Source organism: Natronoglycomyces albus (assembly GCF_016925535.1).
Taxonomy (GTDB): Bacteria; Actinomycetota; Actinomycetes; order Mycobacteriales; family Micromonosporaceae; genus Natronoglycomyces; species Natronoglycomyces albus.
On sequence record NZ_CP070496.1, the window covers coordinates 3534559 to 3548747 of the forward strand.

The following is a 14189-nucleotide window of genomic DNA, read 5'->3' on the forward strand; positions in this document are numbered from 1 at the left end:
TCACCATACCGCGATCATCAAGTCGCCTAGCACAGCTTTGCATACCCTACATGGACTTGCAACGTGTCCATGACCTGATCGCTGCTGGGAATATTGGTTGTTAGTGGTGTGGACGACCCTTATGTTTCCCCCTTGCACACTATCTCCACTATTCAAAGCATTCGATACACAATGCATCTCAGCGCACCCCTTTTCATAGGCAGGAAGATGCTTTTCCTGTGCCGCACGAACATCAGGGTGGAGCGGATCGTTATTGTTTCGTCCGTAATAGGTGTTCCCGCTGGGTGACGTAAACTCTGCTGCAAACCTGTTTCCTTCTTCATTCCGGACGCTCTCTGCATAACTCTGTAGTGGGTCGTCACAGCCACCACTGCTACCTTGGTTATGGGTTAGAAGTTCGGCTTGTTCCGACTGGACGAAGTAGGTGTGTACTCCGGCCACGGTGAGGTTGTGGGTAGTGACCGTCTCACTGCGGTGCTCGACCGCCTCGACCTGGGCCCAAGTGCCCGAGGACGTCTGCAGCCACGAACCTGCTTCCAGGTTGCGGGCGGGCACCCACTCGTCAACATCCGGCGCCCAGAACGGGTGCCCGACCGTCGCCGTGATCGTCTCCGACGCCCCAGAAGCACCGCTTTGCTCCTCATCAAGCGGAGCCACCGTGATGTCAACCAGGTCGCGTTCCTGATCAGGCGTCGTGTGTGTCACCGAGACTGAGCCCGCTGTCAGCTCGCCCGTCACCGGGTCCACCGCCAAGACCTGCTCGCCAGGGGCGATGTCCTCAATTGGCTTCGTCGCGCCATCGGCCGTCACCACCAGGGTGCCCGGCAGGAACGACTTGCGTCCCGTCGAGCACGACGCCGGGCCACCAGAGCCGCCCGTTCCGCCGCCGTCGGTGGCTTTCGGCCCACGTCTGCCGCCCGGTATGAATTCCGAAGCACAGTCAGCCGCCGACCCCGTCGCGCAAGTAAACGCTTTGCTACCCACGTCGGTGGCTGTGCGCACGCCCGGCACCATCGAGGCCGCGCCCATCGCGCACCCCACCGTGTCGCCACTGGAACACGACTGAGCCGTCTCGATCGCACCGGCTCCGATGGCCACGGCGCCAGCGGCTGCCGCGACCACCTGCCCGCCGGGCACGAACGCCGCAACTGTCGCTACCGTGCCCGCAACCTGCGCAATCGTTCCCGCGTTGTCCTGGACCCAGTTGGACGCCGAGGTAGCCGCGTCCGTGACCGTATTGGCGACGTTCTTGCCCACGGACTTGGCCTTGTCCACCAGCCCTAGGAACATGCCGGTGGGGTCGGCGAAGGTGATAGGACTGTGGTTGGCATAGGCGTAGCCGTTGATCTGCTGGTCATCGAGGATATTGATAACCTCGTCAACCGACATGAAACGGCCGAACAGCGGGTCGTAGTCTCGAGCCCCGAGCAAGGTCAGGCCCGTGGGGTCCTGAATTCCGCCAACGAAACCGCGTTGGCCCACCCAGTCGACCTTCTCGCCCCGCTGATTGCCAAACGGGTCGAAATAGCGCACCCGAGCGTCATTGTGGTTTTGCGCATTGATCATGTGCGTGGCCGTACCGGCGGGATCGACGCCGTAGAACGTCCATTCGCTGCGTTGCGAGGACTTCGAAGAAGCGACCAGGTGCCCCGCGTGGGTGTAGAAGCGGGTGGCCTCCAGCGAACCAGTGACCTTGTCCCATACGACCTCGGTGTCCGGCAAGAAAAGTGTCGCCGTCTCACCGTCATCGCGGATTAGCCGCTCGCCGTCGATGTCATACACCGAGCGGGTGAGATTGTCGCCCTCATGAACGGCGACGACGTTGCCCTCGGCGTCATAGTCGAAGATCTGCACATCGCCGTCGATGTCACGCGAGGTCGTGTTGCCAGCCTCGTCGTAGCCGAAGACCGCCTTGCCATCCTCGTTGATGTCCACATGCGTCGGAGCGTGCGGCTGAGATTCACCCGCGCTCGGGTAGTGGAATGCCCGCTCCTCGACGTCCCGGCCCGGCAGACGCAGAGTGTCGCTGGTGCGGTTACCGGCGGAGTCGTAGTGGTAGTTGTTCCAGTACGGAGCCGGTCCACCGAGTGTGGCCTGTGCGCCAGACTCAGCGCACTCGGTCAGGTCCTCCTGCGCCCACGCCTCGACCAGCCGTTGCTGGGAGTCGTATTCGAAGCACTGGCGTTCCCATCGTTCGGGCGCGCTCTCGGCGTGCTCGGCGATAGACAACACGTTGCCGTAGTCGTCGTAGGTGTAGCGAGAATCGCCGATGACGGGCTTGTTCGTGTCATGCCCGAAGCCGATGCGCTCGATACGGCGTGTCGTCTCGTCATAGACGAAGCCATGCCACATTTGTTTACCGGCATTGGAACCGATGCGGCGGGTCAGCACTTCACCGTACGGAGACCACCTGGCGTGGTCAATGACGACGTTGTATTGGCCCTCCATCACCGAGTTCATCCAGACGACGTTGCCGACTGGGTCATGGGCGTACTGCAATCCCTCGTTGGGAAACTGCGCCACCGCGCCATATCCACGGAACTGCATCTGTCCGTTGTCGAAGAACATTTGCGTCGTCAGATACGTGCCGGCCAGCGCCCCCTCTTCGGCAGGGATGACCATCTCCACCTGGGTCGCGCGCCCGCCAGCGTCATAATTGAGCACGCGTTCGGCGTATTCGGCACCGTCGACATAGCGGGTATTGGTTCCGGGCAGGCCGATCCCTCCAGGGACCGTGTCGAACTCCCAGCTGGCGAGGAGCTCTCCCTCTCCGTCCCGGCGCTCAATGAGTCGGCCGAGTTCGTCGTACTGGTAGTGCAGGCTGATACCGCGCGCGTCGGTAACGGAGGTGGTCTGTCCGGCGGCGTCATATGCGGTCACCGACTCCCCGGCATCGGGGTCGACACTGGAGATCTGGCGACCACGCAAGTCGTAGCCCCAGGTCCAGGCGTTCCCAGCCGGGTCGTTCATCTCGACCAGGTCGCCGGCCGTGTTGTAGGAGTAGGTGAGGGCGTCGAAATCACCTGTCGGCGTGCGCGAGTGGTAGGTGCGGCTTTCGAGCAGCTGGCCGATGGCGTTTTCGATCGTCGCGGTGGCACTGCCGCCTTCGGGTGGGGTGGTGGCGACGCGGAATCCGCTGTTGTCACCGCCGTAGGTGGTGGTGGTGCGCCACTTTTCGACGTGCCGGTTGTAGAGCACCTCGTCGGTGATGCGCCCGGCAGCGTCGTAGTGGTAGGTGACGCGTTTGCGCGACGCACCAGGTTCGACGCGGACGAGAGTGTCGGTGGGCGGTGAAGCGTTGTGGTTGGGTCCCAGTTCCTCTTCGACGCGGCCGTGACTGTCGTACCAGATTTCAGTGAGGACACGACCGTTATCGGCGGTGTGCGTCTGGGTTTGACGCAGGCGCAGTAGCGAGTCATAGAGCTCTACGGAGGTGACGTACTGGTTGCCGGTGTTGAGTTCGCGGGTGATGACGGCCGACGGGGCGTCGTCGCGTAGTCGGTACTCGAACCGCAGCGACGGGGAGCGGGAGGAGGAGCGACCTGGCAGCCACACGTCTGCCGTGCGACCGAAGGCGTCATATGCGATGACGGTCTCGCGGCCGTTGGCGTCGACGATCTTGGTCGCTTGGCCCCAGGCGGGATCGAAGTGGGTTTGGCTGGTGTGTCCGGCGGCGTTGGTGTCGTCGGTGCGGGTCACTGGGCCGGGCCCGCTGGGGGTGAAAGCGGTGGCGGTGGTGCGGCCCATCGCGTCGGTGACGGACAGGACGCGGCCTACGGAGTCGTATTCGGTTGCCTCGGTGGTGACATAGCTGGCCGAACCGTCCTCGGGCCATTCGTCGAGCACGTCATACCGGGTCGGCAGTCCCTTGGTCGGGGCGGCACTGAGGGAGTTGCTTTCGTCGTAGTAGTGCCGGGTGGAGGCGAGGACGTCGCCGGGTTTTTGCGGCGTGGCATCGCAGCCGACGGCGACCTTTTCCTCGGTGCGAGGTAGATCAAAGATGTTGGCCGAGGGGTTGTCGGCGTATGTCAGGCGCACGCAGGTGTGGGCCGATTCGCTCAGGTCGCCGTAGTCGTGGATCGAGGCCGGGCGTCCCAGGGAGTCATAAGTCGTGTCGACGCGGGAACGCTGCCAGTTGCTGCCTGTCAGCCAGCGACGTGACTCTTCCCGGTTGGGCCCGGAGCGCCAGGCGGCGTACGACCCGCCGTCGTGGTCTTGCTCGGCAACTTTACTGGTCCAGAAACGGGTGGTGTGACCGTCGATGATCTGGCCGCCGTTGTAGGTCAGCGACTCGAACAGCTGCCCGCCGAGGGCCCGGTGGTCACGGACGGAGTTGCCTTCGGCGTCGGTCACGTTGACGCTGCGAGTGCCACTGGGCAGGTTGTCGCCGTGCAAGCCGCGGTAGTAGCGGGCCCTGGTGCGCTGACGATCGCCTTCCTGTGGATCGCCAACATAGGTCGTGACCTGGGAATATCCTTTCCACACGCCCCAGGTGCGATCGTCGTCGTCGGTGAAGGCCGAGTCGTCCCAGCCCCATAGAACACTCGTGCCGCCGCCTGAGGTGGAGTACTCGTAAGCGGTGTATACGGCGACGTTCTCGGTTGTCTGATCGGCTTCGGTGATGTCGGTGACGACGTATTTGTGGAAGTAGTCCTCTTCGGGTTCGGAGAACTCCGGCGGTGTCCACTTGACCGGGTAGCAGCGCATGCTGTTGTTGTGCGCCGAGCTGGGCCGGTTGTTGGAGGTGCATTGGGGCTCCGAGTAGTTCACCGAGATGACGGCCCCGGTCTCGGTTTTGATGTCAGTGAGTCGCCAGCGCCAGATCTGAGGCGCGCCATCGATGGCGTCGACGCGGTTGGGCAGCGCCATGCCTCCGAATTCCAGCGGTGGCATGTCGTTTGACCCGGCGGTCTGCTGGATCGATTTCAGCCACAGGACGACCTGCTCTTCGTCTCCGTAGTCTTTGAATTCGTGTTCGAGTTTCCAGGTGGTGATGTCGCGGTATGAGCTGCCTTCGCGCACTTGGGTAGTGATGGTGTCGAGTTTCTTGGTGCTGAAGAAAGCCGGGGACAGCTGAGTGGTGCAGGGGCTCTCAAAACAGTTGAGGTCCCAGGGCACTTCGGGCCAGTTGTCTTCGTTTGGCCGCCCGGAGTTGGTGCAGCTGGATTCACAGCGGTCGGAGACATCGAAGACGATGCGGCCGGTGGCCGGGACGGACGAGTCGTCGGCACGTAGGCCGTAGTCGATGCGGGTCAACCACGACTCGCGCACGTACGAGGTGCGGTTATCCGCGTCGCCTGCGGCTCCATAGTGGCCAGTCCGGGTCGAGTAGCGGTATTCGATCTTGTTCTCAAGGGTGTCGACGCCGCTGTCGAGCAACCAGCGGTAGGTCTGGGCGCACGAGGAATTCTCGAACTGGGAGGCGTGGCACGGTTCGCCCGGGTGGTTGCCGAAGACGGGCATGGTGAGACGGGAGGAGGAGCGGAAACCGAATTCGAACTGGGAGCCGTCGTCGGTGGTGATACGCCAGCGCTCGGTGGTGGAGCTGCTGTTGCTGGCGGGACTGCCGAGGAGTTCGATCTTCCAGGGCACTCCGCTGTCGACGTACCAGTCGCCGCTGTCGTCGTCCTTGAGGATCGTGGCGTTGGTGCCGTTAAGGGAGACGGTCAGATGGTTGCTGTCGCCATCCCAGCACTGGTCGCCGGTGAAGTCAGTTTCGTCATTGTTGGCGTTGCCCTCGTGGTCGCTGGCGCATGCGGTGTAGGAGCGTTCGATATACCCGGGGTCGTACGACCAGCCGTCGCCGATCCAGGAGGCCTGGTTGTTACGGCCCGAGGTACGTCCATCGTGGGAGGCCGAGGAATACCCCAAGGAGATCTGCGGCTCGGGGCCGTCGGCTGGCGGGACACTAATAGGAATCGAGTAGCCAAACGAGCCGTCGTTGCCACCGGCTTCCCAAGAACCGATCGGGTCGAGGTCAGTGGCGGCATAGTCGCCCGTCTCAGTACCGTTAGACGTTGTCGTGACGGCGAAAGTCGCCGTTTCACCCTCGGCGAGGTCGATGTCGGCGGAGACGGTCCGTTCCACAACGTCGTTACGAGTTGGCACCACTTCGGCCCGGCAGCGGTCATCGGTGGTGGCCGGATCGCAGTCGGCCAACTCAGTCAGTTGCAGCCGCGAGCCCCAGCCAGCACCGTAGGCGCGCGAGAAGTCTCCGTAGGCGACGCTGAGCTCGACCGAGGCATCGGCGGAGCCCTCGACTTGCACCACCAAGCCGTTAATTCCCGCGTTCCGCGACACCGCTTGCGAGTGGACGTCAACCGTGACATCGCCGCTTCCGGCCTGGGAAGCACGTAGACCTACCACGGAATTCTCAGGCCATTGCATGCCATCGCTATCGAGCCCAAAGGTGTGCCGTTCAGCCTCGGGCCACGCCGAATCCTGTTCCGTCCACACTTGATCGGCGGAAGGATCGGAGAATTCGACGCCACCGGGGTCCACGTCTGTGACGCCAACCGCGTCATCGGAGGTGAAGTCGTCGATGCCGACCCCATACTGTGGAACGGCGTCACCAGCCACCATAAGACCCAACGGCATCAGGATCGTAGCGACCATGGTGACGATGCGCCGGTACCAGATCCCGGCAGTGTCGGGCCGGGGAGCCAACGCCACTGGGCTAGGTGCTGACTCGGGGGTGGGCTGCGAAGGCTTAGCAGTCACGGTTTCGTACCTTCTGTTCAGTTAACGGGGCGAGGTAGTCGGGGGCGGGCGGGTTTGGGTTGGCCCTACCAGTCGGGGCGGGTTCGGGCCATGTCGGCGATGCGGTCGGGGTCGACTGTCGAGGTCCACATCTGGGCGGTGTCGATAGCCCCACGCAGCCGCTGGATCGGCGTGGTGTGCTCACGATAGACCGCTCCGATGAGTACTTTCCCGTTCGACCGCCATGGTGAGGACGGTCCATCGGCAGTGTTCTCCAGCTGTCCATCCACGTACAACCTCATCTCTGAGGCAGCCACGTCATAGACGACCGCGAGGTGATACCAGACGCCAACCTCTGGGTTCGTTTCCGAATCGACCCGGTGCCAGCTACTCGATATCGAGTCGGCTCCGAGCATTTGGAAGCGCCAGGCGTCTGCTTCTTCACTGTGGTCGAGTTGGAAGCCGAACATGTTTTCGGCGTCTTGAGAGAGCACGGTCTGTACACCATTGATGTCGTCCAATTTGGCCCACGCCGCGATCGTGAACGACTCGTCGGTTGCGACAACCGGGCCATCCGTGGCCGCGTATCCTCCGCTGAGCCCCAGGGCGTTACGGGGGAATCCGATCCGGTCAGTGACCCAGTCGAAGTCCGTGGTCTCGTCTCCGTGCAGATCCAACGGGAAACTGCCATGCGCATCGTTTGTATTGCCGGAGAGGGACCAGTTCGCCTGCTGTTCGGCGGCTGGGTTTCCGCCGTAGACCTCGGCCGCTTGTTTCGGGCCAAGCGGCCCGCGCCAGACGGCTACGTCGGAAACGGCACCGTGAAGCGGGCCTTCGATAGATCCATCGGTTCTCTCGCCTCGGCATCCAATAAGGACAGAGCCGTTTCCGGCAACCTGTTCGATGCCATCGGCATCGTAACGGCTCCCGGCCAGCTCCCCATTGACATAGAGGTGCATTTCGCCTGCAAGGGCGTCATAGACGCCGACCAGGTGCGTCCAGGTGCCTAGGGTCGTGTACTCGGCTGGGGCGTGGGCGTTGAACCAATCCACCTCGTCCAACGGTCCTTCGTGGGAAACCATCTGGAATCCCCAGCGGCCGTTGGGGTCAAGCCGTAGTTTGAACTTGCTGCGTGGGCCGATTTGCTCAGCTACGACTACTTGCTCATCATCAGTGCGAATCTCGTCTATGTGTGCCCAGGCGGAAACACTGAATGAACGATCAGTGTCCAAAGTGCGAGCTTCCGTTGCCAGGCAGCCCGCTGGGTCACTTTCGAGCGCGGAGGCGCGTCGCCCCCACTGGTCATCGACCCACTGCGTGTTCTCGGGAGTGACCAGCGGATTGGAATGCAGCGTTGAATCCTCGCCGGTGCCTCGCATGAGCCATTCCCCAGCCTTGCCAGCAGGGAGGTTGCCGCCCATGACGTCTTGAATCTGTGCGTCTGTTAGTAGACCCTGCCAGATTCCGACATGCTGCACTCCGCCGATTAGGCGATTGCTACCACGATGGCCGCTCTCGACCTTGCCACATCCAACTGTGACCGGTCCTGCACCATTCCACGTTTCGATATCGAAATTGCGATCACCTTGGTGTTCGCCGTCAACCCACAGGCTCATTACCTGAATCGCAGGGTCAACAGTCATGGCGAGGTGGTACCACTGCCCGTATTGAATGGGATCGTTGGCACGCAGGTTCACGAACCCTTCAGGGTTTGCTTGGTCCTGCCACGGCAACATAACCTGCCACGTGCCATGTGGATAGGCGTATCTCAAATCGAACGCACGACGGAAGTTACCTGCCTGAGCAACTACCGTTTGATAGCGTCCCACCGACTCATCTACCTTCGCCCAAGCCGCTACGGTGTACGGCATATCCGTCCGTACCGCTGATCCGGCGGTGGCGACACAGTCAGAACCATCGAAGCTCATGGCCTGGCCGGGTGGCGTGCTCTGTCCAGAGTCTACCCATTCGCCAGCGCGTCCAGCGGTCAGCTCATTGCCTGCTCCGGAGTCATCCAACCCGTCTCCGTCGAGTCTCCAAGCACCCGCCGGAGTCGCCTCGACCAGGCGCGCCGCGAAGAAGTCGTACACGACCCTGTTCGAGGTGTTGCCCGCGTGATCTTCGGCCCAGATGTAAACCCACTCGAATCCGCCGCCCGCGGGCGCTTCAAATTCGATAATGGCCTCTCCAGAGGACGATACGAACTCCCGCTGGACTTCCTCACCGATCCCGTAATGGAATCCTTTAACGCCGGAATGGGCATCGGTTGATGTCAGGCGCAATTTGACGGTATCCCCAGCGGTCGGTTGACCGCTGGGCTCTATCTGCTCGATCTTTGGCGGCGTCGGAGCGGTGACGTCCACTTTGAAATGACACCAGTTCGACCACGCCGAATTGGTCCCGTTTGAGTGGTTGTCGATAGACCGCATGCGCCACCGGTACTCGCCGCCGCTCAGCGACTGCGCGGCCGGAATCCGCCAGGTGACCCGACTATCGTGGCTGACCTGCGACGGCGTCGACCAGGTCCGCAAGTTGCTGGTCGAACCGCGCTGACGCACCTCGATACGCGCGCCAACCCGGCCATCGGGGTCCCGCGGCTGCCCCGACAATGTCGGGCGCGGCTCCGACGACCACGGCGCTGCCGCAGCCGAAGTAACGCAGGCTGCGCCGTTCGTGCGCAGGAGACGCGGCACCTGAGCCGGAGAGTTGTACTCCACTTCGAGCCGCAATGACGCGGTGCTCAGGCGTCGCCACTGGCTCGCATTGGTTTCACTTGAGGAGCGAAACCCAAACGAAATGGTTCGGTGGTTCTGGTTCGCGTGGTTCTGAACCCGGTTGCGAACCGCGTTCGAGGAGTAGGTGACTCCTCGATTTGGGTGCCCGCAACTGCTGTTGGAGGAGGCTACCTGCTGTGTTTGCAGTGGGGAGCCATGCATCCACTTGCCCGACATGCCGTTCCAGGATGTCCCGGAGGTGAACGCGTTCACCTGCCACAGCTGCAGCCCGTAGGTTCCGCAGCCACCCGTGTGGGTCTGGGTGGCTTTAACCTGGGCGCTGACGATGTCCTTGCCACGAATTCCCGAGGTGTTAAAACGCACCATGGAACGCCAGAGTCCACATGCGTCGGGCGCGCATCCGGCCCATGTCAAGTTACCGACCCGCATTCCGCCTCTCCGAGGCCAGCTGTTGTCGTCGGTCCAGCCTCGACCGGCCGCTGATTGGAGAACCGTCGCCCAGTGCAAACGGCTTCCGACGAACGGCGGGTCGATGACGATCGGGTATTCGGCGTCAGGGTCGGTGAGGATGGTCTGGTCGGTTTCGACGGTCACGGTGTTGCCGTCGAATTGGATCGGCATCTCCGCATAACGGCCGGGGTTGCCGTCATCGGGACCAATCGGGGAGCTCCCTCCTTCGTCGGTGGCATTGATTCCATCGCCATCGGAGATTTCGCCGTCGTCGATCGACGAGTCCCACATATAGGCAGAGATCGCGGCGAAGGCGACATCACCCGCAGCGTCGACTGCGTTCAGTCCACCGGTTTCGGGGTCAGCCACGAGTTCCAAACCGTCAACGTCAATACCGACGGAGATTTGGGCAAGTTCTGGGTTGGCCGCAGCGGCGGGTGTCTTGACGACAAAGGCATATGAAAAGCCATCGATGCCTGCCTTGACCTGCAAGTCGACATCGTCCAAGACGTCGGCGAAGGTCGCCTTGGCTCCGTCCAGGGAAGGTTCGGGCAGCGGCTCGGGCCAGATGAGGGACACGGAACCACCGTCAGGCGAAGTCGCGGTGACAAAGGCGTCACCGCCACCGGTCGAGACCTGGATATCGGACACTGCGGCGGCAGTGATAACCGTTCCGTCGTCACGAGTGGTGAAGTCCGTGTCGATCTCGGCCCATTCGCCATCGGAGCCCACGGCCCACGCTGGAACAGTTGATACCTCGGCAACTAGGGTGCCGTCTGGGTCGGCCATTACTTGGGAGTCGAAGTCGCGCTCGTTACGAACCTCGACCTGCGCCTGACAGGCTTCGGCCAAGAAGAGAGCGCCGCCTTCGGAGAAGGAACTCAATCCCTCGGCCACTTCCTCAGGGTTGTGCGGGCACGTCAGCGCACCCCACTCGTCTTCAATCACGTCGTCGAGCGAGTGATCAACGGTGAAGGAGCACCACGAGGTGACCCGTGATCTCGCGCTGTCGTCAGGAGAATGCGATTGCACGCGCCACTCGTACGTTCCTTCCGGAAGCTCATTCGGGCCCTCCCAGGACCAAGTCTCACCTGCTGTCACAGGCTCGGCAGTGCGATAGTCGATGATGGCATCGTCAGTTCCGATTTCACGGACCACAATTTGCACGTCAACGATATTGTCCGACGAAAAGGGCATGGCTGAGAATGTCGGTTTTGATCCCGAGTAGCGAGCGCCTTCGGGTGCCAGGCAACCAATATCGTTGACGGCAAGCTGGCTGGGTGCTCCCATATGCGGCCGGTAGTCTACTTCCAACTTCATTGCTCCGGCGTCGGTACGCCACCACTGTTGGAGGTCGGTCTCATCGTCCGCACGCAGGCCGAAAGTAATCGAATCGTGCGGCTGGTTCACGTGCCGCGACACATGATGTGTTAGATCTTCAGACTCAAACGTCACTTCCTGATCAGGATGGGACTCCGGACAGCCACCGGCGCTGTTCGCGCTTGGAACGGTTTGCGTATCCAGCGGCGCCTCGTGCATCCAACGTCCGGAGGTCGAATTCCATGAAGTCGGTACAGCGTGTTTGGCGATGTATTGCGTCTGCCACAGGTGCAACGGATACTCGCCGCATCCCCCTGTATGCGAGACGTTGAGATTGACACGCGCCTCATCAACTCGGGACCTCAAAATCGGCCGCAAGTCGAATCGCACCATGGACCGCCAGATCCCGTGCCCGGTCTGGCCTTCAGCAACCCACCCATTGAAGCCAACCCGCATGCCACCTTCACGGGGGAACTCATTGTCATCCCACCAGGTGTCATTCGCATACTGTCCACTACCTACAGTCGCCCATGCCCACTCCGGGGCGGTAAACGCCGGGTCGATCGTGACCGGGTACTCCGTGTTCGCGTCAGCGAGAAACTCATCGTCGGCGACAACGGTCAGGAGATCGTTGTTTAGTTCGACATCAAGACCGACTATCTTGCCCGGATCAACTGCGGCGTCCTCTTCGCTTGCAGCGGCGGACATCGCACTCGGGCCAGCATCGTTGGACACCGCTTGCGAGGAGTCCCACATCATCGCGCCGCTCGAGGCGAGTACGACCGTATCGGTATCAGGATTGGTCACGGTGACAACACCAGTGCCGCCATCTTGGTCCACACTTGTCGTCCCTGCCAGCTGCACCGCGAATGTGTCGAGAGCCGCAGCTGCCTCAGGCGTGTGAACCTCCAATTTATAAGAGAAACCGGTTGCCTCAACCGTTACAACCAGGTCGATATCGTCCGTGACATTCACGTATCGCGCCGAACTGTCGACCAGTTCTGGCTCAGGCAATGGCTCGGGCCACCACAGCTGCATTTCTCCCCCGGCCCCATCGCCGTAGGTCACCAGCGGAGTGCCCTCGCCTCCAGCGGAAAGGACCATGTCACCGATGGTTGCTCGCGGAACGACACCCGTATCCCCATCGAGGACCAAACTTGGGTCGATGTCAACCCACTCCCCCGCTTCCTCCTGAGTCCATTGTGGCTGTACGTAAAGCTCAGCGGTAAGACTTCCGTCGGGTTTAGCAGTCACTTTGGTCGTGGGCGATCGCAGTCCATCGACCTCAACGGGCCTGTCGCACTCTGCGGAGAACTCCACACCTTCGCCGTCAGATTCCACGAAATGGTCGGGGCTGGACAACACCGAGCAGTCGATATCGCTCGGACTGGCATGGGCAGTACCTGCTACGACGAGCGAACCAAGCATCAACGCGCTGGAAGCGAACACGAATGCGGTACGCAGCCTCCCGGCTGCACGAGAAGAAGGGGGCTTCATAAAAATGGGCGACTCTCTCGATATTGGGCTTTAGAGGCCGACGCTCGGGGCGTGAGCAGAAGGCACAGAGACTGTAACAACAGGAATAGCGTCAGCTCTCATTTTCACGGCCCGAAAAATCGGAAATCGAGACATCATTAGTAACTAAAATGGACAGTTTGTTTAGAACACTCGCCAATTTTTGTTCGCCCAGATTCGATCGAACTTGAGTCACGGTTCAGGCACAACCAGCGAATGCAATCCACGCCTCCCTTCTGGCAATTTTTGTATGACAAGCATCACGCCCATATGGCAAGAAGTGGCCTGAAAACGCTCACAATTTATGGTTCCCATACCGTTTGATCGCATCTCAACCGGCTTAGCCCACATTGTTGTCACGTCGAAGCCAACGGCTGACGTCACCATTCAGAGAATTCCCACCGTGCCGGAACCCGATTTCTGCTCTGCCTTGCTCGAGGACTCCGCACCACCTGAATCGATGTGTACCAGGGAGCGCGACATTAGGAGCTCGAGCAAGAACTTCAATTATTTTTCGGGTGGATCACGATCCATGGATATGTTTACTGCGCTTATTCTGTCTTTTCTCAAGAACGAAAAGCACTATGATTGCACCGAGGCTGCTAACAATCGCAGTTTCTATCACTGAGCTAAACATAAGCAAACGAGGGGCAATCCAATACAGCGTAACTGCAGCACAGTATGCAGTCAAACGAAATACCATACGCGCTTTCTGTCCTATATCGCTAGACCCGACACGCGAGAAAGGAAGAAGAACAAATATTGCTATCGGAACAGTGACGATTCCTGCGTAGGAAGCCACAGCTAGCAGTGTGGTTAGCAAGATTGTGGCATCTAGCTCAGTTTCAATATATGCATAACCGAGCTGAAGTCCCATCAACATGGAACCAACGAGAAAAAGATTGTAGAAAAAGAATACGATCGTTCCCCGAACCCAAAGGCTGAACTCTTCACCTACCATTGCTCAATTTTTCCTTTTCCAGCTTTCAGAACGACCGGAACCCACCTCAGCAGTAGACGCACTAAGAGCTCCTATCAGGTTTCTCTTCCTACTGCGGTGGTGTGATGTCGCGCCTGGCCGCGTTGTCGGCCCTTGCCCATACCCGCTGGGTATGAACAAGGGCCTCCGCCTCCCCACGCACTGACAGCACACCATCCTCGCCACGGAAACAAACCTGATAGGAGCTCTAATGAGCGCCATTCTCATCAGATCTAACACGAAACTCTGTACCGGATTTAGCCGGGCCACTAGGCGTGCCACAGCCGTGGCAGACATCAAAGTCATAATCATTGATTTGCCGCGGGTCCTCCAAAAACAGACTTAATCCGGATACCTGCTTTAGGCAAGGGCTTCGGGTCATACATTTGCGGCTGCTCAAAGTGCCAGGCCAAAAGCTAAAGATGCCTGGCCTTGGGATCCTGGTGCCATCACCTCAATTTTCTCTATCGAGGCAGTTTGCGCAAGATACG

3 protein-coding genes are annotated in these 14189 nt (G+C 60.7%); all 3 read right to left on the bottom strand.

Going from position 1 to position 14189, the window contains the following annotated elements:
* The 3 genes from JQS30_RS15150 to JQS30_RS15160 all read right to left on the bottom strand — a co-directional run bounded on the left by JQS30_RS15150 (position 1) and on the right by JQS30_RS15160 (position 13680).
* Positions 1 to 6720, bottom strand: coding sequence for a polymorphic toxin-type HINT domain-containing protein (locus JQS30_RS15150; protein ID WP_213171074.1), 6720 nt, complete (start codon positions 6718 to 6720; stop codon positions 1 to 3).
* Positions 6721 to 6785: 65 nt separating this feature from the next.
* Entirely contained in the window at positions 6786 to 12701 is a 5916-nt protein-coding gene (locus tag JQS30_RS15155) for a LamG domain-containing protein (RefSeq protein ID WP_213171075.1), read from the bottom strand.
* Between the two features lie 541 nt (positions 12702 to 13242).
* A complete protein-coding gene (locus JQS30_RS15160; protein WP_213171076.1) occupies positions 13243 to 13680 on the bottom strand; it encodes a hypothetical protein in 438 nt (145 codons plus the stop codon).
* Positions 13681 to 14189 lie beyond the last annotated feature (509 nt).